The 24754-nt window shown below is 70.5% G+C and carries 23 protein-coding genes and 1 pseudogene; 20 read left to right on the top strand and 4 right to left on the bottom strand.

Going from position 1 to position 24754, the window contains the following annotated elements; genetic code table 11:
• Positions 1 to 9: 9 nt before the first annotated feature.
• Complete coding sequence (locus H149_RS0111780; RefSeq protein WP_020649961.1) at positions 10 to 534, bottom strand: bacteriohemerythrin; 525 nt, start codon at positions 532 to 534, stop codon at positions 10 to 12.
• Positions 535 to 699: 165 nt separating this feature from the next.
• On the opposite strand from H149_RS0111780, the gene H149_RS0111775 reads away from it, so the two are divergent.
• Positions 700 to 1335: an HD domain-containing protein gene (locus tag H149_RS0111775; protein WP_083930944.1), complete on the top strand. Its 636-nt coding sequence runs from the start codon at positions 700 to 702 to the stop codon at positions 1333 to 1335.
• A 10-nt stretch (positions 1336 to 1345) separates the two neighbouring features.
• On the opposite strand, the gene H149_RS0111770 is transcribed toward H149_RS0111775, so the two are convergent.
• The 3 genes from H149_RS0111770 to H149_RS0111760 form a co-directional block, all read right to left on the bottom strand.
• Positions 1346 to 2899: a FadD3 family acyl-CoA ligase gene (locus H149_RS0111770; protein WP_020649959.1), complete on the bottom strand. Its 1554-nt coding sequence runs from the start codon at positions 2897 to 2899 to the stop codon at positions 1346 to 1348.
• Positions 2900 to 3010: 111 nt separating this feature from the next.
• Positions 3011 to 3781 carry an SDR family oxidoreductase gene (locus tag H149_RS0111765; RefSeq protein WP_020649958.1) on the bottom strand — a complete coding sequence of 257 codons (771 nt, stop codon included), beginning with the start codon at positions 3779 to 3781 and terminating at the stop codon, positions 3011 to 3013.
• A 50-nt stretch (positions 3782 to 3831) separates the two neighbouring features.
• On the bottom strand, positions 3832 to 5541 hold the full coding sequence (locus tag H149_RS0111760) for an FAD-binding protein (RefSeq protein ID WP_020649957.1): 1710 nt from the start codon (positions 5539 to 5541) through the stop codon (positions 3832 to 3834).
• A 209-nt stretch (positions 5542 to 5750) separates the two neighbouring features.
• On the opposite strand from H149_RS0111760, the gene H149_RS0111755 reads away from it, so the two are divergent.
• The 19 genes and pseudogenes from H149_RS0111755 to H149_RS0111670 all read left to right on the top strand — a co-directional run bounded on the left by H149_RS0111755 (position 5751) and on the right by H149_RS0111670 (position 24695).
• On the top strand, positions 5751 to 6638 hold the full coding sequence (locus H149_RS0111755) for a VOC family protein (protein WP_020649956.1): 888 nt from the start codon (positions 5751 to 5753) through the stop codon (positions 6636 to 6638).
• 20 nt (positions 6639 to 6658) lie between these two features.
• On the top strand, positions 6659 to 7534 hold the full coding sequence (locus H149_RS0111750) for a CoA transferase subunit A (protein ID WP_026353109.1): 876 nt from the start codon (positions 6659 to 6661) through the stop codon (positions 7532 to 7534).
• 4 nt (positions 7535 to 7538) lie between these two features.
• Positions 7539 to 8375, top strand: a complete 837-nt coding sequence (locus tag H149_RS0111745) for a CoA-transferase subunit beta (RefSeq protein ID WP_020649954.1) — start codon at positions 7539 to 7541, stop codon at positions 8373 to 8375.
• Positions 8372 to 8821, top strand: coding sequence for a Zn-ribbon domain-containing OB-fold protein (locus tag H149_RS0111740; protein WP_020649953.1), 450 nt, complete (start codon positions 8372 to 8374; stop codon positions 8819 to 8821). The genes H149_RS0111745 and H149_RS0111740 overlap by 4 nt, the downstream gene beginning before the upstream one ends.
• Positions 8818 to 9999, top strand: a complete 1182-nt coding sequence (locus H149_RS0111735; RefSeq protein ID WP_026353107.1) for a lipid-transfer protein — start codon at positions 8818 to 8820, stop codon at positions 9997 to 9999. Before H149_RS0111740 ends, H149_RS0111735 begins: the two co-directional genes overlap by 4 nt.
• A gap of 3 nt (positions 10000 to 10002) precedes the next feature.
• Positions 10003 to 10890, top strand: a complete 888-nt coding sequence (locus tag H149_RS0111730) for an enoyl-CoA hydratase (RefSeq protein ID WP_020649951.1) — start codon at positions 10003 to 10005, stop codon at positions 10888 to 10890.
• The gene (locus tag H149_RS0111725) at positions 10887 to 11969 is read left to right on the top strand and encodes an NAD(P)H-dependent flavin oxidoreductase (RefSeq protein WP_020649950.1); all 1083 of its coding nucleotides are present in this window, start codon (positions 10887 to 10889) and stop codon (positions 11967 to 11969) included. Before H149_RS0111730 ends, H149_RS0111725 begins: the two co-directional genes overlap by 4 nt.
• A gap of 58 nt (positions 11970 to 12027) precedes the next feature.
• Positions 12028 to 12792, top strand: a complete 765-nt coding sequence (locus H149_RS0111720; protein WP_020649949.1) for an enoyl-CoA hydratase family protein — start codon at positions 12028 to 12030, stop codon at positions 12790 to 12792.
• A gap of 86 nt (positions 12793 to 12878) precedes the next feature.
• A complete protein-coding gene (locus H149_RS0111715) occupies positions 12879 to 14054 on the top strand; it encodes an acyl-CoA dehydrogenase family protein (RefSeq protein WP_020649948.1) in 1176 nt (391 codons plus the stop codon).
• 127 nt (positions 14055 to 14181) lie between these two features.
• Positions 14182 to 15237 (top strand): acyl-CoA dehydrogenase family protein, encoded by a 1056-nt coding sequence (locus H149_RS0111710; RefSeq protein ID WP_020649947.1) that lies wholly within the window; start codon positions 14182 to 14184, stop codon positions 15235 to 15237.
• 19 nt (positions 15238 to 15256) lie between these two features.
• Positions 15257 to 16405 carry an acetyl-CoA C-acetyltransferase gene (locus tag H149_RS0111705; RefSeq protein ID WP_020649946.1) on the top strand — a complete coding sequence of 383 codons (1149 nt, stop codon included), beginning with the start codon at positions 15257 to 15259 and terminating at the stop codon, positions 16403 to 16405.
• Between the two features lie 747 nt (positions 16406 to 17152).
• Positions 17153 to 18031 carry an SDR family oxidoreductase gene (locus tag H149_RS0111700; RefSeq protein ID WP_020649945.1) on the top strand — a complete coding sequence of 293 codons (879 nt, stop codon included), beginning with the start codon at positions 17153 to 17155 and terminating at the stop codon, positions 18029 to 18031.
• Between the two features lie 4 nt (positions 18032 to 18035).
• Positions 18036 to 18467 carry an acyl-CoA thioesterase gene (locus H149_RS20755; protein WP_020649944.1) on the top strand — a complete coding sequence of 144 codons (432 nt, stop codon included), beginning with the start codon at positions 18036 to 18038 and terminating at the stop codon, positions 18465 to 18467.
• A 97-nt stretch (positions 18468 to 18564) separates the two neighbouring features.
• Positions 18565 to 19716: a tetratricopeptide repeat protein gene (locus tag H149_RS20750; RefSeq protein ID WP_020649943.1), complete on the top strand. Its 1152-nt coding sequence runs from the start codon at positions 18565 to 18567 to the stop codon at positions 19714 to 19716.
• Positions 19717 to 19815: 99 nt separating this feature from the next.
• Positions 19816 to 20904, top strand: a pseudogene (locus tag H149_RS24385) (acyl-CoA dehydrogenase family protein); the annotation flags it as partial.
• Positions 20905 to 22125 (top strand): acyl-CoA dehydrogenase family protein, encoded by a 1221-nt coding sequence (locus H149_RS24380; RefSeq protein WP_366507856.1) that lies wholly within the window; start codon positions 20905 to 20907, stop codon positions 22123 to 22125.
• Between the two features lie 7 nt (positions 22126 to 22132).
• The gene (locus H149_RS0111680; RefSeq protein WP_020649941.1) at positions 22133 to 22924 is read left to right on the top strand and encodes an SDR family oxidoreductase; all 792 of its coding nucleotides are present in this window, start codon (positions 22133 to 22135) and stop codon (positions 22922 to 22924) included.
• 18 nt (positions 22925 to 22942) lie between these two features.
• Positions 22943 to 23401 (top strand): MaoC family dehydratase, encoded by a 459-nt coding sequence (locus tag H149_RS0111675; RefSeq protein WP_020649940.1) that lies wholly within the window; start codon positions 22943 to 22945, stop codon positions 23399 to 23401.
• Between the two features lie 88 nt (positions 23402 to 23489).
• Positions 23490 to 24695, top strand: a complete 1206-nt coding sequence (locus tag H149_RS0111670) for an acetyl-CoA C-acyltransferase (protein ID WP_026353106.1) — start codon at positions 23490 to 23492, stop codon at positions 24693 to 24695.
• The last annotated feature ends 59 nt before the right edge of the window (positions 24696 to 24754 follow it).

The following is a 24754-nucleotide window of genomic DNA, read 5'->3' as shown; positions in this document are numbered from 1 at the left end:
GCGTCGCGCTCAGCGCGGGGCGTGGCCGCGCGACCAGAGCCGGCGCAGCAGCGAAGGCTTCTCGTAGCGCGTCTGCACGCCGTGCTGCACGAAGCACGGCGTGTAGCGGCGGTCGGTTTCCATGATGTGCACGGACAGCCAGCGCTTGAGGAAGTGCAGCAGCTCGAAGGTGATGCCCTGGCCTTCGTCGATCAGGCGGTGCTGCAGGTCGAGCACCTGTTCGAGCAACTGCTCGTGGCTGGCCTTGTGCGCTTCGTAGTCCGGATAGTTCAGCAGGCGCATCAGGCTTTCCTCGACGGCGAAGTGGATGCGCGTGTAGTCGATCAGATCGCGCAGCACGTTCATCGATTCGGCGCGGCCGTGCTGCTGGAGGATCGCGACGTGCAGCTTGTTCAGCAGGTCGATCAGCAGCTTGTGCTGGGCGTCGATCTCGTCGATGCCGACGCTCAGCTCCGGACCCCAGGCGATCAGCGGCGCGATCGCTTGGGCGGGGCGCCGCAGCGGCGTCGTGACGGTGTTGGGTGAAGCATTCATCGCTCGCTCCGGAAAAGACGGGGTGAGTATCGGCCGCGCCGCCGCGCGACGGTTTGCCGCGGATCAATGCGGCGGCGGGGTCTGCTCTGAGCGCGTCGGGAAATTCCCGATGCCGGCAGTCGGGCCGCGCCCTACACTGCTCCGCCCATGATGCAAAAACCCGCGATGACGCCATCCGATTGCAGCCCCCTGCCACCGCCGGGCGCCGAGCCATCCGCCGAGCGTTTGCGCGGCGGCCTCGCGTTCATCCAGCGCGCCGAGCGGCTCAAGGACACGCTGCGCAGCGCGCACACCTCGGGCGGTCGCCGCGAGAGCACGGCCGAGCACACCTGGCGGCTGTGCCTGATGGCGATGGTCTTCGAGCGCGAGTTCGGCGCGGTCGACGTCGCGCGCCTGCTCAAGCTTTGCGTCGTGCACGATCTCGGCGAGGCGATCGGCGGCGACATCCCGGCCGTCGCGCAGACGCCGGCACACGACAAGTCGGCGCGCGAACGCGCCGACCTGGAAACGCTGCTGGCGCCGCTGGACGCCGGGCTGCGCGCCGAGTTCCTCGCGCTGTGGGACGACTACGAGCACGCGCGCACGCCCGAGGCGCGGCTGGTGAAGGGGCTCGACAAGCTGGAGACGCTGATCCAGCACAACCAGGGCCGCAACCCGCCGGATTTCGATTACGCGTTCAACCTCGGCTACGGCCGCAAGTACATGGCGGCGCATCCGCTGTTCGAGGCGCTGCGCGCGCTCGTCGACCGCGACACGCAACGCCGCGCCGACGGCGGCCCGGCGGCCGGCGCCAGCGCCTGAGGCGACGGCCTCAGGCCTGCTGACGCAGCTGGAACTTCATGACCTTGCCGCCGGCGTTGGTCGGCAGCGCATCGACGACGGCAACGCTGCGCGGCACCTTGTAGTTGGCCATCTGCTCGCGGCACCAGGCGATCAGCGCCGGCGCGTCGAGCGTCTGGCCGGGGCGCAGCACCACGTAGGCCTTGCCGACTTCGCCGAGGCGCTCGTCCGGCACGCCGATCACCGCCGCCTGCGCGATCGCCGGATGGGCGACGAGCATGCGCTCGATCTCGGCCGGATAGCAGTTGAAACCGCCGCTGATATACATGTCCTTGAGGCGGTCGGTGATGCGCAGATAGCCGCGCGCGTCGAGATGGCCGACGTCGCCGGTATGCAGCCAGCCGTCGGCGTCGATCGCCTCGGCGGTCGCCGCCGGATCGTCGAGATAGCCCTGCATGACGTTGTAGCCGCGCACCACGATCTCGCCGGATTCGCCGGGGCCGAGCGCGCGGCCGTCGGCGTCGATGCAGCGCAGCTCGATGCCCTCGATCGCCTTGCCGGAGGTCAGCGCGATGGTCTCGGCGTCGTCGCCGGCCGCGCAGAGGCTGACCACGCCGCAGGTCTCGGTGAGGCCGTAGCCGGTCAGCACCACCTTGAAGCCGAGCTCGGCGCGGATGCGCTCGATCAGGCTCGGCGCGATCGCCGCGGCGCCGGTGATTGTCGCGCGCAGCGAGGACAGATCGGTCGTCGCGCGCTGCGGATCGCCGAGCAGGCTGATGAACAGCGTCGGCGGGCCCGGCAGCACCGAGACGCGCTCGCGCTCGATGCGCGTCAGGATCGCGCGCGCGTCGAACACCGCGTGCGGCAGCACGGTGAGACCGGCGAGCAGGCCGCCGAGCCAGCCGACCTTGTAGCCGAACGAATGGAAGAACGGATTGACGATCAGATAGCGGTCGTCCGGGTTCAGGCCGACGGCGCGCGACCAGGCCGCGATCACGCGCAGGTTCTGCGCATGCGTGGTGACGACGCCCTTCGGCAGACCGGTGGTGCCGGAGGTGAACAGCACGTCCATGCAGTCGCCGGGCCGCACCGCCGCGGCGCGCGTCGCGACCTCGGCGTCGGCGACGCCGGCGCCGCGCGCGAGGAAGCCGTCCCAGTCGAGATCGCCGGCCTCGGCGTTCTCGATGACGACGATCTGCGCCAGCGTCGCCGGCCGCTGTTCGCCGAGCATCGTCGGGTAGTGCTGGTTGAGGAAGCGGCCGACCGAGAACAGCAGGCGCGCGCCGCTCTTTTCGAGGATGTACGCCGCCTCGTGGCCGCGCATGCGCGTGTTCAGCGGCACCAGCGCCGCGCCGACGCTGTGGATCGCCAGGCCAGCGACGATCCACTCGACGTTGTTCGGACACCAGATCGCGACGCGGTCGCCGTGGCGCACGCCGAGCGCGATCAGCGCCGCGGCGGCGCGGCGGCGCAGCGCGTCGAGCTGCGCGTAGCTGAGGCGGGCGCCGTTCTCGGCGACGACGGCGGTGCGCGCGCCGTGGCGGGCGACGGCGGCGGCGAAGGCCTGGGGCGAGGTTTCGGTCATGGTGGTGCGGTCAGCGGCAGGAGGGAGCCCGGCCGCGTCCGGCGCACGACGGCCCCGTGCGCCGTCGCGTCGCCGGACGCGCCGGGCTGATCGGAGCGTTCGCGTGCGGGCCTAATCCGCCCACATCGCGTAGCCGTTGTCGATGCGCATCTCGGCGCCGTTGATGAAGCGCGACTCGTCGCTGGCCAGGAACAGCACCAGGTTGGCGATGTCCTGCGGCTGGCAGAAGCGCGCCTGCAGCTGCTTCGGGTCCTTCTCGCGGATGTACGCGGTCGGCGCGCTCTTGTCGGCGTGCAGGTTCATGACCATCGGCGTGGCGATGCCGTCCGGATGGATCGAGTTGCAGCGGATCTTGTAGAGCTGCGCGCGGCAGTGCGCGGCGACCGTGCGCGTCAGGCCGGCGACCGCGGCCTTCGACGCGCTGTAGGCGCAGAACGAGGACACGCCGCCGATCCCGGAGATCGACGACATGTTGATGATCGAGCCGTTCGGGCGCTTCTTCATCGCCTCGACCGCGTACTTGCAGCCGAGGAAGTAGCCGTCGGAATTGACGCGCTGGATCTTCTGCCACAGCTCCAGCGTGGTCGTCTCGATGGTGCCGTAGGCGAGGATCGCGGCGTTGTTGACGAGCACGTCGATGCCGCCGAAGGCTTCCTCGGTCTTGGCGATCACCTGCTTCCAGCCGTCCTCGGAGGCGATGTCGTGCTTGATGAAGAGCGCGGCGTCGCCGATCTGCCGGGCGACCGCCTGGCCGGCTTCCTCGTTGACGTCGGTCAGCACCACGCGCGCGCCTTCACGGGCGAGCAGCAGCGCGTCTTCCTTGCCGACGCCGCTGGCGGCACCCGTGATGACCGCGACCTTGCCCTGTACCCGACTGCCCATGCTGCTGCTCCTCGTTGCGTTTGCGGTTTTCGATCTGGTGCCGGCGCGGTCTAGGCCGCGGCCTGCAAAGGGGTGATGGCGGCCGCGGCCTGGCCGGCGCGGCGGCCGGACCACAGGCAGTCGGCGAGCGACAGGCCGCTGACGTAGTAGTTGGAGGCGATGCCGACCGCCGTGCGGCCGGCCGCGTAGAGGCCGGCGATGTCGCGGCCCTGGGCGTCAAGCACGGCGCCGCTGGCCTCGTTGACGCGCAGGCCGCCGAGCGTGATCGCCGGGCACGGGAAGGTCTTGCTGGCGGCCGAGATGTCGAGCGCGTAGTACGGCGGCCGCGCCAGCTCGGCGAGATAGCCGGCCTGCTTGCCGAGCGCGTCCTGCTTGCGGCGCGCGCCGTCGTTGTACTGCTCGACGCTCTGCCGCAGCGCGCCGGCCGGCAGGCCGATCTTCGCCGCCAGTGCCTCGACCGAGCGTGCGCGCGGCGCGAACAGCATCAGGAACAGCGCCGGAATGCTCTGGAAGGCCCACAGGCCGCCGAACAGCGCTTCGCGGATCGCCTGCCGGCGCAGGCGGGCGTCGAGCAGCAGCCAGGCGCGGCCGTCGTGGTGCTCGCACATGGTCACGCCGAGCTTGGCGCCGTAGACCTGCTCGTTGCAGAAGCGCTGGCCGTGCGCGTCGACGGCGATGCCTTGCGGCCAGACGCTCGGCGGATTGATGAAGCGCCAGGCCGAGACCTTGTCGAGCCGCGCCGCGGCGCCGCCGGCCGACTGGCCGAGGCGGATGCCGCTGCCGTCGCAGCCGGTCGCGCCGAGGCGCATCGTCATCGCGTACTTCGGCGCGTGCGCGGCGACCATCGGCCGGTTGAAGATGAAGCCGCCGGTCGACAGCACGACGCCGCGCTGCGCGCGCGCGTAGACCTTGACCGCGGCGGCGTTCTCCAGCGCCAGCGCCTGCGCGCGCAGGCGGTCGGCGTAGCCCGGCGCGACGTTGTGCAGCAGCTCGGCGCGGCGCATCAGGCGGCGGTGGCGGGCCGCCGCTTTCGAGTCCGGCGGCAGCTGCCACAGCTCGGCGCCGAGCACCACGCCCTGGCGGTCGACGACCAGGCGGCGCACGCCGCTCTGGCGCAGCACGCGCACGCCGAGCGCCTCGACGCGGGCGCGCAGCGCCTCGAACAGCGTGCGTCCGGACAGGAAGCTGCCGCGCACGCGATGGCCGCGCGGCGCCGGTTCGGCGACCGCCGCGTATTCCTTCACCGCCTCGTTGCCGGAGTAGTAGAGGTAGATGCCGTCCTTCGGATACGAGGTCTTCGGCTGCGTCTTCTCGAACGCCGGATCGGAGTCGAAGCGCACGCCGATCGATTCCAGCCACTCGATCAGGCCGCGGCTGTCGTCGCAGAAGCGCTGCAGCGTGGCGTCGCTGACGGCGCCGTTGCCGCCGTGCGAGCCGCATTCCATCTGCAGGTAGCGGAACATCGCCGCCGGCGTGTCGGCGTAGCCGGCGCGGCGTTGCTGCGCGGTGCCGCCGCCGGCATAAACGATGCCGCCGCTGCGTGCGGTCGCGCCGCCGCCGTCGAAGCGCTCGACGATCAGCGTGCTGGCGCCGGCCTCGCGCGCGGCGATCGCGCTCGCGGCGCCGGCCGCGCCGTAGCCGACGACCAGCACGTCGCAGCGCCATTCCCAGTGCAGCGCCGCGTCGGAGTCGACGCACAGCGGTGCTTCGATCGGCAGCGTGCCGTCGGATGCGGCAGACGAGGGGGTGGACGTGGACATGGACGAGGAACGATGCAGGCGCGCGCGGCGCGGGACGTTCGCATTATTTCGATCGCGCGGCGCCGAGCTTCGTCCGATGGGATGAGCGCGCGTCCCGGCAAAAGAGCCTTTGCCGACGCGGGTTTGACTCGTCTAATTGGGTGAAGCTCCTGCGCAGGCGGCTCTCGATAATTTCCGCCATCACGACAAGAACGATGGCGGACTCTCCCATGCTCAATATCGAGGCGCTGGCCTACATCGTCGCCGAGACGACGGATCCTTCGCAGTGGCAGGCCTTCGGCGAGCGCATGCTCGGCATGCAATCGGTGCCGGCCGACGGCGGCGTCGGCCTGAAGATGGACGGCCGCGACTTCCGCATCATCGCCGTGCGTGGCGCGTCCGACCGCTATCTGGCGTCGGGCTGGGAAGTCCCCGACCGCGCCGCGTTCGACGCCACCGTCGCCGCGCTGCAGCAGGCCGGCGTCGCCGTCGCGCTCGGCAGCGCGGCGGACGCGGCGGCGCGCAAGATGAGCGCGATCGCCACGTTCAATGATCCGGCCGGCAATCGCCACGAGCTGGTCTACGGCTACACCGGCGGCTGGACGCCGTTCGTCTCGCCGATCGGCGTGCAGGGCTTCAAGACCGGGCGTCAGGGCATGGGCCACACCGTGCTGCCGGCGATTCCGTTCGAGCCGACGCTGGCGCTGTTCCGCGACACGCTCGGCTTCGGGCTTTCCGACATCTTCAACTTCAAGCCGGCGGCGGACGCGCCGGACATCCGCATCTACTTCCTGCACGCCGCCGCCGGCCGCCACCACAGCGTCGCGCTCGCCGAGATGCCGAGCGCCTCCGGCTGCGTGCACGTGATGGTCGAGGTCAACGCGCTGACCGACGTCGGCCGCGCCTACGACCGCCTGCAGGCCGAGGGCGTCAAGCTGATGGCGACGCTCGGCGAGCACGAGAACGACCGCATGACCTCGTTCTACATGATGACGCCCGGCAATTTCGCGATCGAATACGGCTGGGGCGGCATCAGCGTCGAGCCCGGCGTCTGGCAGACCACGCAGACACAGCAGGTCTCGATCTGGGGCCACGACTTCTCGGTCGGCTTCCGCTAAGGACGATTCGCACCATGGCTTTGAACAAGGAAATGAGCGCGGCCGACGTCGTCGGCCAGCTGCGCTCCGGGATGACGATCGGCATCGGCGGCTGGGGCCCGCGCCGCAAGCCGATGGCACTGGTGCGCGAGATCCTGCGCTCCGGCCTCAAGGATCTGACGATCGTCGCCTACGGCGGCCCCGAAGTCGGCATGCTGTGCGCGGCCGGCAAGGTGAAGAAGCTGGTCTACGGCTTCGTGACGATGGACGCGATCCCGCTCGAGCCCTACTTCCGCAAGGCCCGCGAAGCCGGCGCGATCGAGGTCATGGAGCTCGACGAGGGCATGTTCGAGTGGGGCCTGCGCGCCGCCGGCATGCGCATGTCGTTCCTGCCGACGCGCTGCGGCCTGGCGAGCGACGTGCTGGCGCGCAATCCGCAGCTGAAGACCGTGCGCTCGCCGTATGACGACGGCGAGGTCTACGTGGCGATGCCGGCGCTGCGGCTCGACGCGGCGCTGCTGCACGTCAACGAGGCCGACCGCCTCGGCAACACCCTGAACCGCGCCAACGATCCGCTGTTCGACCATCTCTTTGCGCGCGCCGCCGAGCGCTGCTACGTCAGCACCGAGACGCTGGTCGACCGCTTCGCGCTCGACGCGGCGTCGGCGAAGCTGAATTTCTTCGAGCGCTATCTGGTCAGCGGCGTGGTGCATGCGCCGTTCGGCGCGCATCCGACCTACAGCGGTCCCGACTACGGCTGGGACCTCGAACACCTGAAGCGCTACAACGCCTCGGCTGCCGACGACAACGGCTGGCAGCAGTACGTCGCCGAATTCGTCGCCTGCAGCGAGGCCGAGTATCTCGCCAAGGCCGGCGGCGCCGAGCGCCTCGCCAAGCTCAAGACTCCGGTGTTCTGAAGCCATGAACCAGATGACGACGGTCGAAACCCCCGCCGAAGCCGCGACGCTTGCCGAGCTGATGATCGTGGCCGCCAGCGAAGCCTGGCGCGACAACGGCGAGCTGCTCGCCTCCGGCATCGGCATCGTGCCGCGCCTCGGCGCCTCGCTCGCCAAGCTCACGCACTCGCCGGAGCTGCTGATGACGGACTCCGAGACCTTCCTGGTCGAGGAGCCGATTCCGCTCGGCCCGCGCGGCGACTACGTGCCGAAGTATTCCGGCTACATGTCCTTCGACCGCGTCTTCGAATGCGTCTGGGGCGGCCGCCGCCACGCGATGATCGGCCCGACGCAGATCGATCGCTGGGGCCAGACCAATCTGTCGGTGGTCGGCGGCAGCTACGAGAAGCCGAAGTCGGCGATCCTCGGCGTGCGCGGCCTGCCGGGCAACAGCATCAACCACCTGAACTCGATGTTCGTGCCCAACCACGGCCCGCGCGTCTTCGTGGCCGGCGAGGTCGACATGGTGTCCGGCGTCGGCTACCGCGCCGAGCGCTGGGCGCCGGGCATGAAGCACGACTATGTCGATCTGCGCCTGATCGTCACCGATCTGTGCGTGATGGACTTCGGTGGCCCGGACAAATGGGCCGGCCAGGGCCTTCGCGTGCGCTCGCTGCATCCCGGCGTGAGCTTCGAGCAGGTGCAGGCGGCGACCGGCTTCGCGCTGGCGCGCGCCGACGATCTGCGCGAGACGCCGCTGCCGAGCGCCGAGCAGCTGGCGATCATCCGCCGCCTCGATCCGCACAACCTGCGCGCGACGGTGGTCAAGGGCAATCCGCCGGCGGTGAGGGCGGCAGCATGAACGCGCCCGCCGTCGCGGCGCCCATGCCCGTGCTCGACGGCTGGTTCACGCTCGATGCCGAGCGGCCGCAGCTGCTCGGCAACCGCTGCGCGCGCTGCGGCACGGTCTATTTTCCGAAGCTGAAGAGCGGCTACTGCCGCCATCCGGATTGCGACGGCGAGGCCTTCGACGAGGTGCCGCTGTCGCGCACCGGCACGCTGTGGTCGTACACCAATGCCGCGTACCAGCCGCCGGAGCCGTTCGCGCAGGTCGACAAGGAAGCGTACCGGCCGTTCGCGATCGCCGCCGTCGAACTGGCGGCCGAGCAGATGATCGTGCTCGGCCCGGTCGTCGACGGCGTCGGCGTCGAACAACTGAAGGTCGGCATGACGATGGCGCTGAAGCTCGAAGCGCTCGCCGACGGCAAGCTGACCTGGAAGTGGGCGCCGGCCGGAGCCATGGCATGAGCCGCGACATCGCCATCCTCGGCGTCGGCATGCACCCCTGGGGCAAGTGGGGCAAGAGCTTCGTCGAATACGGCGTCGTCGCCGCGCGCGCTGCGCTCGCCGATGCCGGCGTGAAATGGCGCGACGTGCAGTTCGTCTCCGGCGCGGCGACGATCCGCAACGGCTATCCCGGCCAGGTCGCCGGCGCGACCTTCGCGCAGGCGCTCGGCTGGCAGGGCGCGCAGGTCAACACCTCGTACGCGGCCTGCGCGTCGGGCTCGCAGGCGCTGGCCGCCGCGCGCTCGAAGATCCTGTCCGGCGAATGCGAAGTCGCGCTCGTGATCGGCGCCGACACCACGCCGAAGGGCTTTCTCAAGCCGGCGCCGGGCGATCGTCCGGACGACCCGGACTGGGTGCGCTTTCGCATCGGCATCACCAACCCGACCTACTTCGCGCTGTATGCGCGCCGCCGCATGGCGCTGTACGGCGACACGCTGGCCGACTTCGCCGCGGTCAAGGTCAAGAACGCCGCGCACGGCTACACCAATCCGAACGCGCGCTATCGCAAGAAATTCACGGCCGAGGACGTCGCCGCCTCGGCGATGCTCGCCGATCCGCTGCGCCTGATGGACGTCTGCGCGGTGTCCGACGGCGCCGCGGCGATCATCGTCTCCAGCGTCGATTACGCGCGCCGCATCGGCAAGGCCGACGCGCCGCGCGTCGCCGCGGTGTCGACGGTGACGCCGACCTTCGCTTCCGCGCTGGTCGAGATGCCGGACATCGCCACCGACTCGGCGATCGCTGCAAAGGCGCAGAGCTTCCGCGCCGCGCTGCCGGCGAAGGCCTATGAGGAGGCCGGCGTCGATCCGGCCGATGTCAGCGTCGCCGAGGTCTACGACCTGTCGACCGCGCTCGAACTCGACTGGATCGAGGACCTGCAGCTGTGCGCGCGCGGCGATGCGGCGCGGCTGGTGCGCGAGGGCGCGACGACGATCGGCGGCCGCGTGCCGGTCAATCCGTCCGGCGGGCTCGCCTGTTTCGGCGAGGCGGTGCCGGCGCAGGCGCTCGCCCAGGTCTGCGAGCTGACCTGGCAGCTGCGCGGCCAGGCCGGCGCGCGCCAGGTCGACAACGCGCGCGTCGGCATCACCGCGAACCAGGGCCTGTTCGGCCACGGCTCGTCGGTCATCGTCAAGCGCTGAACGATGACGGCCATGAATCCGCAAGCCGCCAGCGAGCCGGTCGTGCTGTACGAGGTGCAGGACGGCATCGCCACCATCACGATGAACCGGCCGCGCTATCACAACGCGCAGAACTCGAAGATGACCTACGCGCTCGACGCGTCGTTCCGCCGCGCCGTCGACGACGACGCGGTCAAGGTCATCGTGCTGGCCGGCGCCGGAAAGAATTTCTCGGCCGGCCACGACATCGGCACGCCGGAGCGCGACGCGCACGAAACCTTCGAGCGCGAGCACCTGTGGTACGACCACGTCGGCAAGCCCGGCGCCGAAGCGCAGCTGGTGCGCGAGCAGGAGGTCTACCTCGGCATGTGCCGCCGCTGGCGCGATGTTCCGAAGCCGACCATCGCGCAGGTGCAGGGCGCCTGCATCGCCGGCGGCCTGATGCTGGCCTGGGTCTGCGACCTGATCGTCGCCAGCGACGACGCGTACTTTCAGGACCCGGTGCTGCAGATGGGCATTCCGGGCGTCGAATACTTCGCGCACGCCTTCGAGCTGCATCCGCGCATCGCCAAGGAATTCCTGTTCCTCGGCGAGCGCATGGACGCGGCGCGCGCGCAGCAGATGGGCATGGTCAACCGCGTGACGACGCGCGCGGCGCTGGCCGCCGAGGTGCGCGCGATGGCCGCGAAGCTTGCCGCGCAGCCGCGTCTGGCGCTGGCGCTGGCCAAGCAGTCGATCAATCACATCGAGGATCTGCGCGGCAAGCGCACGGCGATGGACGCCGCCTTCGGCTGGCACCACTTCGCGCACGCGCACAACCAGCTCGTCACCGGCAACAACCTCGCCGGCCTCGACGCCAAGGCGATGGCCGCCGCCAACAAAGCCGCCGACGCCAAGGACGGTTCCCGATGAGCGCTCTGCAGACGCCGCTGACCGAACTGCTCGGCTGCCGCCATCCGATCGTGCAGACGGCGATGGGCTGGGTCGCGACCAGCCGGCTGGTCACGGCGACCACCAACGCCGGCGGCTTCGGCTTTCTCGCCGCGGCGACGATGTCGACCGCGACGCTGCGCGACGAAATCGCCGCGGTGCGCGCGGCGACCACCGGCCCGTTCGGCGTCAACTTCCACATGTTCCAGCCGAACGCGCGCGAGGTCATCGAGCTGGTGCTCGAGAACGCCGACCGCGTGCGCGCGGTGTCGTACGGCCGCGGTCCCGATGCGAAGACGATCCAACGCTTCAAGGACGCCGGCGTGCTGTGCATGCCGACCGTCGGCGCGCTCAAGCACGCGGTCAAGGCGATCGAGCTCGGCGCCGACATCATCACCGTGCAGGGCGGCGAGGGCGGCGGTCACACCGGTTCGGTGCCGACCACGCTGTTGCTGCCGCAGGTGCTCGACGCGGTGCAGGTGCCGGTCGTCGCCGCCGGCGGCTTCCACAGCGGCCGCGGTCTCGCCGGCGCGCTGGCCTTCGGCGCCGCCGGCATCGCCATGGGCACGCGCTTTCTGATGACGGCCGAATCGCCGGTGCCGCGCGAGACGCTGGCGAAGTACGTCGCCGTCCACGATCCGGCGCGGATCCGCGCCTCGACCGCCGTCGACGGCATGCCGCAGCGCATGATCGACAACCCCTTCCTGCTGCGCCTCGAAAGCGGCGGCCTGCTGCATCGCCTGTTCGTGGCGCTGGCCAGCGCCTGGCACTGGCGCGCGCACACCGGCATGTCGGTCGCGCACATGGCCAGGACCTTCGTCGGCGCGCTGCGCGAAGGCGACTCCGCCATTCAAACGATGATGGCCGCGAACGCGCCGGTGCTGATCCAGCGCGCGATGGTCGAGGGCCGTCCCGACGAGGGCGTGCTGCCGAGCGGCCAGGTCGCCGCCGTCATCGACAGCCTGCCGCCGGTCGCCGAGCTGATCGCATCGATCGTCGCCGAAGCCGAGCAACGCCTCGCGGCGCTCGGCACCCTCTCCCCCAGCCCCTCTCCCGCTTGAGAGAGAGGGCTAGGCAGAGCGCGGCGCGCAGCGCCGAGGCCGCCACCAGAGAAACCATATGAACCACGGATTCCAGACCACGATCGAAGACGGCATCGCCGAACTCGTCATCAACCGCCCGCCGGTCAACGCGCTCGACGACGCCGGCTGGCACGCGCTCGCCGACGAGATCGAGCGCCTCGGCCGCGATCCGGCGGCGCGCGTCATCGTGCTGCGCGCCGAAGGCCGCGGCTTCTGCGCCGGCGTCGACATCAAAGAGCTCGACAAGCATCCCGAGCGCATCGTCTCGGTCAACGCCGGCAACTACCGCTCGTTCCGCGCCGTGCACCGCAATCCGTTGCCGGTGATCGCCGCCGTGCACGGCTTCGTGCTCGGCGGCGGCATCGGCCTGACCGGCGCCGCCGACATCGTCGTCGCCGCCGAGGACGCCACCTTCGGCGTGCCGGAAGTCGACCGCGGCGCGATGGGCGGCGGCGCGCACCTGCAGCGCCTGTTCCCGGTGCAGAAGGTGCGCATGATGTATTTCACCGGCGAGCCGATCACGGCCGCCGAAGCGCACCGGCTCGGCGCCGTCGAGCGCGTCGTGCCGCGCAGCGAGCTGCGCGACGCGGCGCTGGCGATCGCGCGTTCGATCGCCGCCAAGTCGACGGCGATGATCCGCCTCGCCAAGGAATCGCTGAACGGCATCGAGGACGGCAACCTCGAAGACAAGTACCGCTGGGAGCAGGGCTTCACGCTGCAGGCCTACAGCGAGAAGGACTCGGCGGAAACGCGCCGCGCCTTCGTCGAGAAGCGCGAAGCCCAGTTCGCTGCCAAGCCATGAATCCAGAACCGGCCTTGCGCGGCGCCGGGCGAACGCCCCGTCGCGCACGGCCGGCGCCGCTGCGGCGGCGCACGCACGAGTAATCCATGAGACTGCAATACACCGAACGACAGAAGCAGTTCCGCCAGGAGATTCGCGACTGGCTGGCCGCGCACGTGCCGAAGCAGACGCTGCCGAGCTTCGATACCGCCGAGGGTTTCGAGGCGCACCGCCAGTGGGAGGCGCGGCTGTTCGAGGGCCGCTGGAGCGCGGTGACCTGGCCGGCGGCGTACGGCGGCCGCGGCTGCGACCTGATCGAGTGGCTGATCTTCGAAGAGGAATACTGGGCCGCCGGCGCGCCGCTGCGCGTCAACCAGAACGGCGTGTTCCTGCTCGCGCCGACGCTGATCGAATACGGCACGCCGGAGCAGAAGGCGCGCTTCCTGCCGCGCATGGCGTCCGGCCAGGACGTCTGGGCGCAGGGCTGGTCCGAGCCGGGCGCCGGTTCCGACATGGCGGCGATCCGCAGCAAGGCGATCCGCGACGGCGACGAGTACGTCATCAACGGCCAGAAGATCTGGTCGACGCGTGCGGTCTGGGCCGACTGGCTGTTCGGCATGTTCCGCACCGATCCGGAATCGAGCCGGCATCACGGGCTGACTTTCATCCTGCTGCCGCTGAACCTGCCGGGCATCACCATCCGGCCGATCAAGCAGCTCAACGGCCTGCCGGGCTTCGCCGAGATCTTCTTCGACGATGTGCGCGTGCCGGTCGCCAACCGCCTCGGCGACGAAGGCGCCGGCTGGAACGTGGCGATGGCCACCGCCGGCTTCGAGCGCGGCCTGATGCTGCGTTCGCCGGCGCGCTTCCAGCAGACCGCGCGCCATCTCGTCGAGCTGTATCTGCAGAACCAGGCCAGCGCCGACGCCGACCCGGGCATCCGCGACGCCGTCATCAAGAGCTGGATGGACGCCGAGGCCTACGCGCTGGCGACCTACCGCACCGCCAGCCGGCTCGGCAAGGGTGCCAAGATCGGCGCCGAGGCGAGCACCAACAAGATCTTCTGGTCCGAGCTGGACCTGCTGATGCACGAGACCGCGATGCGCATCCTCGGCCCGCTCGGCGAGCTGATGCCGGACGCGCCGGATGCCGGCGTGCAGGGGCCGGGCCACGGCTGGCTCGACGGCTTCCTGTTCGCGCAGGCCGGGCCGATCTACGCCGGCACCAACGAAATCCAACGCAACATCATCGCCGAGCGCATGCTCGGCCTGCCGCGCTCATGAGCGCGTCGCCGCCACTGGCGTCGCCATCCGCCGCGCGCACGCCGCCGCCGGCGCTCCTGCCCATTCCCGTCCCGTCCGCCGCCGTGCGGACGGACGTTCGCTGAGTCGCTGCGCGACCGACATATCCATGGACTTCACTTTCGACGAACAGCAACTCGCCTTCCGCGACGCCATCCACAAGTTCCTGATGGTCGAGGCGGCGCCGGAAATGCTGCGCGAGGTCTGGGAGACGACCAAGAGCGGCCGCTCCGCCGAGCTGCGCGCCAAGCTCGCCGACCAGGGCCTGACCGCGCTGTCGGTGCCGGAGGCGTTCGGCGGCATCGGCCTCGGCGATCTCGACTGGGTGCTGGTGCAGCAGGAGCTCGGCTACTTCGCGATTCCCGATTCGCTGACCGACAGCGCCTACCTGGCGGTGTACCTGCTGACGCATCTGCCGGCCGACGTGCAGCTCAAGCGCGAATGGTTGCCGCGCGTCGCCGCCGGCACGGCGCGCATCGCCGTCGGCCATCCGGTCAATCCGCTGGTCGCCGACGCCGCCAACGCCGATCTGCTGCTGCTCTGGCACGACGACGAGATTCACGCGCTGACGCCCGATCAGGTACAGCTGTCGTTCAACCCCAGCATCGACCTGTCGCGGCGCCTCTACAAGCCGGCGTGGACGCCGTCGCCGGCGACGCGCATCTGTCCGGCCGCGCAGGGCCGGCGTTTGTGGGCCGACGTGCTCGACCGCGCCGCGCTGGCGGCGAGCGCGCAGCTGCTCGGCCTGGCGCAGCGCATGCTCGATCTCGGCGTCGATCACGCCGCGCAGCGCAAGCAGTTCGGCAAGCCGGTCGGCTCGTTCCAGGCCGTCAAGCATCACCTCGCCGACGTCGCCGTGAAGATCGAATTCGCCGAGCCGGTGGTGCACCGCGCGGCGCAGGCGCTGGCCACCGACGATCCGCGCCGCGACGTGCAGGTCTCGCACGCTAAACTCGCGGCGGGGGAAGCGGCCCGGCTGGCGGCGCGCAAGAGCATCCAGGCGCACGGCGCGATGGGCTACACCTGGGAAGCCGATCTGCAGATGTACATGAAGCGCGCCTGGGCGCTCGATGCCGCCTGGGGCGACGCCAAGTTCCACAAGGCGCGCATCGCCGCCGCGATCCTCACCCCCGGAGCCCGTCTCGGGCCCGGCACCACTTTTTGAACCTAAGGAAGAGATTGAAATGGCCGAAGCCTATATCGTCGACGCTCTGCGCACGCCCACCGGCAAGCGCAAGGGCAGCCTCGCCCACATGCACGGTGCCGATCTCGGCGCGCACGCCATCAAGGCGCTCGTCGAGCGCAACGGCATTCCCGCCGAGGACTACGACGACGTGATCTTCGGCTGCCTCGATGCGATCGGCCCGCTCGCCGGCAACATCGCGCGCACCTGCTGGCTGGCCGCCGGGCTGCCGATGCACGTGCCGGGCGTCACCATCGACCGTCAGTGCGGCTCCTCGCAGCAGGCCGTGCACTTCGCCGCGCAGGCGGTGATGAGCGGCACGCAGGACGTGATCGTCGCCGGCGGCGTGCAGACCATGACGCAGATCCCGATCTCGTCGGCGATGATCGCCGCCAAGCCGCTCGGCTTCGCCGATCCGTTCTCGGGCTCGAAGGGCTGGGTCGAGCGCTTCGGCACCGAGCCGGTCTCGCAGTTCCACGGCGCGCAGCTGATCGCCGACAAGTGGAAGATCTCGCGCGAGGAGATGGAAGTGTTCTCGCTGGAGAGCCACCGCCGCGCGCGCGCCGCGCAGAAGGAAGGCCGCTTCGACCGCGAGATCGTCGAAACCGCGGGCCTGAAGATGGACGAGACGGTGCGCGACACCTCGCTCGAACAGATGGCGCAGCTCGAACCGCTGGCGCCGGGCGGCACGATCACCGCGGGCGTGTCGAGCCAGACCGGCGATGCCGCGTCGGCGATGCTGATCGTCTCCGAGAAGGCGCTGCAGCGCTACGGCCTGAAGCCGCGCGCGCGCATCCACCACATGAGCGTGTACGCCGACGATCCGATCTTCATGCTGACCGCGCCGATCCCGGCGACGCAGTACGCGCTGAAGAAGTCGGGCATGAAGATGCAGGACATCGACCTGGTCGAGATCAACGAAGCCTTCGCGCCGGTGGTGCTGTCCTGGTTCAAGGAAACCGGCTATCCGCACGCGCAGACCAACGTCAACGGCGGCGGCATCGCGCTCGCCCATCCGCTCGGCGCGACCGGCGTCAAGCTGATGACGACGCTGCTGCACGAGCTGGAGCGCACCAACAAGCGCTACGGCCTGCAGACGATGTGCGAGGGCGGCGGCGTCGCCAACGTGACGATCATCGAGCGGCTCTGAAGGAAGCTGCTCTGACGAGATGCATGCGCTCAGCCCTCATTCCCTCTCCCGCCTGCGGGGGAGGGACGGGGTGAGGACCGGCGCGAGAGCGCCGGTTTCACACTCGTGCCGGGCGCATGCATTTCGGGCTTTTGGTTTCGCGCTCACGCGCGACTCACTTTTCTTTGCTTGTGCAAAGAAAAGTAAGCAAAAGAAAGCACACCCCTGGGGCCGCACTTCGCTGCGCGAAGTGCCCTGCGCTGCTCACGTGCTCGGGACCGTCGCCGACGCGGCATCCCTGCCGCGGCGGCGACTTGGCCGGCCGTCCTGGCCGGCCATTCCCTGCGCGCGCTGCGCTGCTCGGTGCGGCCCAAGGGGACCCGAACGTCAACAGCAACAGCCAAAGCAGCTTTGCTGTTTTCTTCCGGGTCCCCTTTGCGTAGCGCCGAGAAGCGCAGCCGGTCCGGGGCTGTCCGGCGCTGACTGTTTGAGCGGTGCGCAGCACCGCGAGTTTCAGCGCCGGCCGGGCGGCGAGCATCGCAGGGTGAGCCGGGGGGTTGCGGATGTCCGGTGGACATCCGCCCCGGCGAACGCCCGAGCCACTGCGAGGGCCGGCGCGTAAGCCAGGGGTGTGTTTCTCTTGCTTACTTTTTTCTTTGCACAAGCAAAAAGAAGTAGGGCGCCGTCAAGGCGAAAAGAAGGCCGGATCGACGCGCAAGGCGAACCGGGCAAGCGACTAGCGACTATCGAAGACCGAAGGATCAGTTCATGGGCATCTGCGACCACCGCACCATCATCGTCACCGGCTCCGGCAGCGGTCTCGGCCGCGAGTACGCGCTCGCGCTCGCCGCCGAAGGCGCCAGCGTCGTCGTCAACGACATCCGCCGCGAAGCCGCGCAGGGCGTCGTCGACGAAATCACCAAGGCCGGCGGCAAGGCCGTCGTCGCCTGCGAGGACATCACCTCGATGAGCGGCGCGCAGGCGATCGTCGACGCCGGCGTCGCCGCCTTCGGCGACGTGCACGGCGTCGTCAACAACGCCGGCATCGTCCGCGACCGCATGTTCGCCTCGCTGTCCGAGGAGGACTGGGATCTCGTCATCAAGGTCCACCTCAAGGGCCACTTCTGCATCGCCAGCCGCCTCGTGCAGCGCTGGCGCGACCAGAGCAAGGCCGGGCAGAAGGTCGACGCGCGCATCGTCAACACCAGCTCCGGCGCCGGCCTGCAGGGCTCGGTCGGGCAGAGCAACTACGCGGCGGCCAAGGGCGGCATCGCCTCGCTGACGCTGGTGCAGGCCGCCGAGCTGCGCCGTTACGGCGTCACCGCCAACGCCCTGGCGCCGGCGGCGCGCACCGGCATGACCGAACCGGTGTTCGGTTCGGTGATGAAAAAGCCGGACGACGGCAGCTTCGACCACTACGATCCGGCCAACGTCGCGCCGCTGGTGGTCTGGCTGTGCAGCCCGCAGTCGGCGCACGTCAGCGGCAAGGTGTTCGAAGTCGAGGGCGGCAAGGTCTCGATCGCCACCGGCTGGAAGACCGGCATCGTCCGCGACAAGAAGGCGCGCTGGAATCCGGCCGAGCTGGGCGCGGTCGTCGACGAGCTGATCGCGCAATCGCCGGCGCCGCAGAAGGTCTACGGCACCTGAGGCGATGAGCGCCGGCGCCCCCGCCGCGGCCACCGATCCGGCCGCGTACCGCTTCTGGACCGACGAGCAGATCCGCTTCGCCGATCTGGACCTGCTCGGCCACGTCAACAACATCGCCTTCACGGTCTACGCGGAGAGCGGGCGCGCCGCGTTCCTGCGCGAGACGGGCCTGTGGGTGCCGTTCGCGCCGCGCCAGAACGTCATCGTCCGGCTCGAACTCGACTACCGCCGCGAGCTGCACTATCCGGGCCGGCTGCGCGTCGGCCTGCGCGTGCTCGAGCTCGGCCGCAGCTCGTTCCGGCTCGGCATCGGCCTGTTCGACGGCGAACACTGCGCGGCGACGGCGGAGACGGTGCTGGTGCGCATCGACGCCGAAAGCCGCAAGGCGGTGGCGCTCGACGCCGGCGAGCGGGCCCGGCTGTCGGCATACGCCTGACGGCCGGGCTGCGCTAAGCTGGCCGCGACCGCCCGTCCCGCGGCGCAAGCGCGACCGGACGGTCCGGAAAAATGCCGGCCGTCGGAGGGGCGCGCCCATGAAAAAAGCCGTGACAGGCCTGGCCGCGATCGGACTCGCGCTGCTCGCCGGCTGCGCGACGTTCGCACCGCCGGCGGCGTCCGATGCGCTGTTCGCCGACGAACGCTACGGCGAGCCGCCGGCGGCGCTGCAACAGCTCGACCTCTTTGCGCTGAGTCCGGCGATGGACGCCTACCTGCAGGATCACATCCGCAAGCGCGCCGTGATCCTCGGCCACAGCCGCGCGCTGTTCACCTCGCTGACCGAGGACCTGCGCATCGACTACGACGCGGCCGTCACGCGCACGGCCGGCGAAACCTTCGCCGCCGGCGCCGGCAACTGTCTTTCGCTGGTGATCCTGGCCTCGGCGTTCGCCAAGCGCCTCGATATTCCGCTGCGCTACCAGCTCGTGCATGGCGAAGGCGCGTGGACGCGCAGCGGCGATCTCGTGTTCCTGAACGGCCACGTCAACATCGTGCTCGATCCGCATCGGCGCTACGGGCTGACGACCGGCATATCGGAACCGGGCCTGGTCATCGACTTCGCGCCGGCGCGCGGCGTGCTTTCGCATGACACCGAGGAAGTGCCGGAACGCCTGATCGTGGCGATGTTCATGAACAACCGCGCGGCCGAGACCCTGGTGGCCGGCGATGCCCGGCAGGCGTACTGGTGGGCGCGCGCGTCGATCCGGACGGCGGCGTTCGCGAGCGCCTACAACACGCTCGGCGTGGTCTACCGCCGCAGCGGCGACTTCGATAGGGCCGAGGCCGCGCTGCAGCGCGGTCTCGCGCTCGCGCCGCGCGATGCGCAGCTGATGAACAACCTCGCCGGCCTCTACGAGCAGACCCGGCGTCTCGCCGATGCCGCGCGCCTGCGCGCGCGCCTGGCGCGGCTCGCTGCCTATCAGCCGTTCCAGTTTCTCGACGCCGGCTACCGCGCGATGGCCGCGGGCGACGTGAACGGGGCGATGGCGCTGTATCGGCGCGAACTCGAGCACATTCCGTACAGCGCCGAAGTGCACTACGCGATCGCCGTGGCGAGCGCGCGGCTCGGCGATGCCCGCGACGCCGAGCAGCATCTCGGCGAGGCGATGCGCCTGAGCACCAATCTGCGCGACCGCGACATCTACGCCGGCAAGCTGCAGCGCCTGCAGGCGCTGCAGCTGAACTGAGCAGCGGACAGGCCCGGGTCAGGGGCATTCGTCCCAATGGGTGAAGAGTAGGCGCCGGGTTCTTCGAATAATGCGGGCCGTATCTCCCGCCCGATCCCGATGAACCTGTCTCTCAGCGACGACCAGCTGCTGATCCGCGACGCCGCCGAGAATTTCCTCGCCGACGTCAGTGACTCCGCCGCCGTCCGCCGCCACATGGCGAGCGCGCACGGCTTCGACGCCGAACTCTGGCAGCGCCTCGCCGGCGAACTCGGCTGGTGCGCGATCGCGGTGCCCGAAGCGCAGGGCGGTCTCGGTCTCGGCGCGGTCGAGCTGGCGCTGCTCGCCGAGCAGATCGGCCGCCGCCTGTTCTGCACGCCGTACTTCGCGACGGTTCTGCTCGGCACCACGCTGATCGTCGAGGCCGGCAGCGCCGCGGCGCGCGAGCGCCTGCTGCCGATCGTCGCCGAAGGTGGCGTGCGATTCGGCGTGGCGCTGCCGGACGGCGACTGGTCGCTGGCCGCCGCGACGCTGACGGCGAGCCCGGACGGCGCTGCCTGGAGCTTGCGCGGCGAGGCGCCGGCCGTCGTCGACGGCGCCAGCGCCGACACGCTGCTGCTGTTCGCGCGCACCGCGTCCGGCTACGGCCTGTTCGCGGTGCCGCGCGACGCGGCCGGCGTGACGGCGACGCCGCTGGCGACCTGGGACCAGACGCGCCGCTTCGCGACGCTGACCCTCGCCGACGTCGCCGCCGAGCGCATCGACGATCCGCAGCGCGGCGACGGCCTGGCACGGGCGCTGGCGCTGGCGCGGCTGTTCGTCGCCGCCGAAAGCCTCGGCGCCGCGCAGCAGTGCCTCGACCTCACGGTCGCCTACGTCGCGCAGCGCAAGCAGTTCGGCCGCGTCGTCGGCGGCTTCCAGGCGGTCAAGCACCGCTGCGCGGAAATGATGGTGAAGATCGAGGCGCTGCGCTCGGCGGTCGCCGGCGCCGCCGCGGCCGCCGCCGCCGGCGCCGATGCCGGCACGCTCGCCGGCGAATGCGCCGCGGCGCGCCAGCTGTCGGCCGATACGCTGTTCTGGTGCGCGCAGGAAGCGGTGCAGCTGCACGGCGGCGTCGGCTTCACCTGGGAATACGATCCGCAGCTCTACTTCAAGCGCGCGCAGGCGGCCAGCCACTGGCTCGGCACCGCCGACGCGCTGCGCGAGGAAATCGCCGCGACGCAGCTCGGCAAGACCGAGCAGGCGGCCGCCGATGCCGACGCCGACGCCGCGCGCTTCCGCGCCGAGGTCGCCGGCTGGATGCGCGAGCACCTGACGGGCCGCTACGCGAGCCTGCGGCATCGCGGCGGGCCCGGCGACGAGGAAGCCGATCCGGCGCTGCGCAAGGCATGGGAGCGCGAGCTCGCCGCCGGCGGCTGGACCTGCGTCGGCTGGCCGCGCGAGGCCGGCGGCCGTGGCCTGACGATCGCGCAACAGGTGATCTTCCACGAGGAATACGCGCGCGCCGGCGGCCCCGGCCGCATGGGGCACATCGGCGAGGGCCTGATCGGGCCGACGCTGATCCAGTTCGGCAGCCAGGCGCAGCAGCGCCGTTTCCTGCCCAAGATCGTCGCCGGCGAGGAGTTCTGGGCGCAGGGCTATTCCGAGCCGAACGCCGGCTCCGATCTCGCCAACGTGCAGACGCGCGCCGAGCGCCAGGCCGACGGTTCGTGGCGCGTGTCCGGGCAGAAGATCTGGACGTCGCTGGCCCACGAGTCGGACTGGATCTTCGTGCTGGCGCGCTGCGAGCCGGGCAGCAAGGGCAGCAAGGGGCTGGTGTTCCTGCTGCTGCCGCTCGCCCAGCCCGGCATCGAGATCCGCCCGATCCGCCAGATGGGCGGCGGCGCCGAGTTCAACGAGGTGTTCTTCGACCAGGCGGTCGCCGCCGCCGAGCACGTCGTCGGCGCGCCCGGCGAGGGCTGGAAGGTGGCGATGGGCCTGCTCGAAGCCGAGCGCGGCGTGTCGACGCTCGGCCAGCAGATGCACTTCGCGCACGAGCTGGCGCTGGTCGTGCAGGCGGCGCAGCGCAACGGCCGCCTCGCCGACGCGCAGATCCGCCAGCGCCTCGCGCAGGCCTGGAGCGGGCTGCGCGTGATGCGCTACAACGCCATGCGCATGCTCGGCGACGGCGCCGCGCTCGGCCTCAAGCGCGAGGCGCTGATCTACAAGTACTACTGGTCGAACTGGCACCGCGAGCTCGGCAAGCTCGCCGCCGACGTGCTCGGCGCGCAGGCCGACGTGATCTCCGACGATCCGGCGATCCGCCCGCTGCAGCAGCTGTTCTTCTTCTCGCGCGCCGACACCCTCTACGCCGGCACCAACGAGATCCAACTCAACCTCATCGCCGAGCGCGGCCTCAACCTGCCGCGCGAGCCGCGGCCTGCGAGCTGAAACCCGAATGATCACCGTCCCGCCACCGCCCTACGTGCCCGCGCACGGCCTGCTGCGCGGCCGCAGCGTCCTCGTCACCGCCGCCGCCGGCGGCGGCATCGGCTTCGCCGCCGCCAGCCGCTGCGCCGAGGAGGGTGCGCGGGCGCTGCTCATCTCCGACATCCACCCCCGCCGTCTGGACGAGGCGGTGGCGGCGCTGAAGGCACAGCATGCCGGTTGCGAGGTGCATGGCCGGCTCGCCAACGTTGCCGTCGAGGCCGACGTGCAGGCCCTGGTCGACGAGGCCGAGGAGCGCCTCGGCGGCGTCGACGTGCTGATCAACAACGCCGGTCTCGGCGGCAGCAAGCGCGTCGTCGACATGACGGACGAGGAGTGGCACAAGGTGCTCGACGTGACGTTGACCGGGACGTTCCGCATGACGCGGGCGATGCTGCGCAAGATGCAGCCGCGCCGCCGCGGCGCCATCGTCAACAACGCCTCGGTGCTCGGCTGGCGCGCGCAGCAGGAACAGGCGCATTACGCGGCGGCCAAGGCCGGCGTGATGGCGCTGACGCGCTGCAGCGGGCTCGAAGCCGCCGAGTACGGCATTCGCATCAACGCCGTGTCGCCGTCGATCGTCTTCCACGAGCACCTGCGCAAGAGCGCGCCGGAAGCGCTGCTCAACGAGCTGGCCAGCCGCGAGGCCTTCGGCCGCGGCGCCGAGGCCTGGGAGATCGCCAACGTCATGGTCTTCCTCGCCTCGGACTACGCCTCGTATCTGGTCGGCGAGACGATCTCGGCGTCGAGCCAGCGCGCCTGAGCGCAACGAGAACGAAACATGAGCAAACCCGTTTTCCACAACGCCGAAGAAATCCTCGCCGCCGTCGGCCAGCCGCTCGGCACCGGCGAATGGCTGACGATCACGCAGCAGCGCGTCAACACCTTCGCCGACGCCACCGACGACCAGCAGTGGATCCACGTCGACGTCGAGCGCGCCAAGGCCGGCCCGTTCGGCGCGCCGATCGCGCACGGCTACCTGACGCTGTCGCTGGCGGCGCGCTTCCTGCCGGAGATCCTCGACGTGAAGATCCGCATGGGCGTCAACTACGGCCTCGACAAGGTGCGCTTCCCGATGCCGGTCCGCGTCGGCAGCCGCGTCCGCGGCCGCGGCGAGCTGATCGCCGCCGAGAAGACCAAGGACGGCGCCGTGCAGGCGACGATCCGCGTCACCGTCGAGATCGAAGGCCAGGACAAGCCGGCCTGCATCGCCGACACCATTTCGCGCTACTACTTCTGAAGAGATCGACGATGCTCGCCATTCGCAATGCGCTGCTTGTTTTGAAAAGCGCGGCAGGGACGCCGCGTGCTTGTGCAGGATGCACACCATGACCGAAGCCGTCATCGTCAGCGTCGCCCGCACCGGCATCGGCAAGGCCTATCGCGGCGCCTTCAACGACACCGAGGCGCCGGTGCTCGGCGGCCACGTCATCAAGGCCGCCGTCGAGCGCGCCGGCGTGGCGCCGGGCGAGGTCGACGACGTGCTGCTCGGCTGCGCCGCGCAGCAGGGCACGCAGGCCTACAACCTCGGCCGGCTGTGCGCGTACACGGCCGGGCTGCCGGACAGCGTGCCGGGCATGACGCTCGACCGCCAGTGCTCGTCGGGCCTGCAGACGATCGCGATCGCCGCCAAGAACATCATCGCCGGCGAGCAGGACATCGTCGTCGCCGGCGGCCTCGAGTCGATCTCGCTGGTGCAGAACAAGCACAAGAACACCTACCGCTTCGCGTCGAAGGCGGTGATCGCCGCCGAGCCGACGGCGTACATCCCGATGATCGAGACCGCCGAGCTGGTCGCCTCGCGCTACGGCATCTCGCGCGCGCAGCAGGACGCCTATGCGCTGCAGAGCCAGCAGCGCACCGCCGAGGCGCAGCAGGCCGGCCGCTTCGCCGCCGAGATCGTGCCGATCAGCGTCGAGCAGCAGCTGTTCGACAAGGAAGGCAACCCGACCGAGAAGCAGCGCGTCACGCTCGACCGCGACGAGGGCAACCGGCCGCAGACCACGCTCGAAAGCCTGAGTGCGCTCAAGCCGGTCTGGAAGGACGGCCAGTGGGTGAAGCAGGGCGAGCACGTCACCGCCGGCAACGCCTCGCAGCTGTCGGACGGCGCCGCCGCGGTGCTGCTGATGAGCGGCGAGCAGGCCCGGCGCCGCGGCCTCGCGCCGCTCGGCATCTATCGCGGCTTCGCGGTCGCCGGCTGCAAGCCGGACGAAATGGGCATCGGCCCGGTGTTCGCGGTGCCCAAGCTGCTCGCCCGGCACGGCCTCAAGGTCTCGGACATCGGGCTCTGGGAGCTGAACGAAGCGTTCGCCTGCCAGGTGATCTACTGCCGCGACCAGCTCGGCATTGCCGACGACCGGCTCAATGTCGACGGCGGCGCGATCGCCGTCGGCCATCCGTTCGGCATGAGCGGCGCGCGCATGGTGATGCACGCGCTGCTCGAAGGGCGCCGTCGCGGCGTGCGCTACGTGGTGACGACGATGTGCATCGGCGGCGGCATGGGCGCTGCCGGTCTGTTCGAGCTGCCCGCCTGAGGCGGCCGCTGGCGGCGCCCGGCGCCGCGTGGACGATAACGATAACGAGCGGACGCGCC

It is taken from the genome of Solimonas variicoloris DSM 15731 (assembly GCF_000382285.1).
GTDB classification, from domain to species: Bacteria; Pseudomonadota; Gammaproteobacteria; order Nevskiales; family Nevskiaceae; genus Solimonas; species Solimonas variicoloris.
This window is presented reverse-complemented; position numbering and strand designations above follow the sequence as displayed.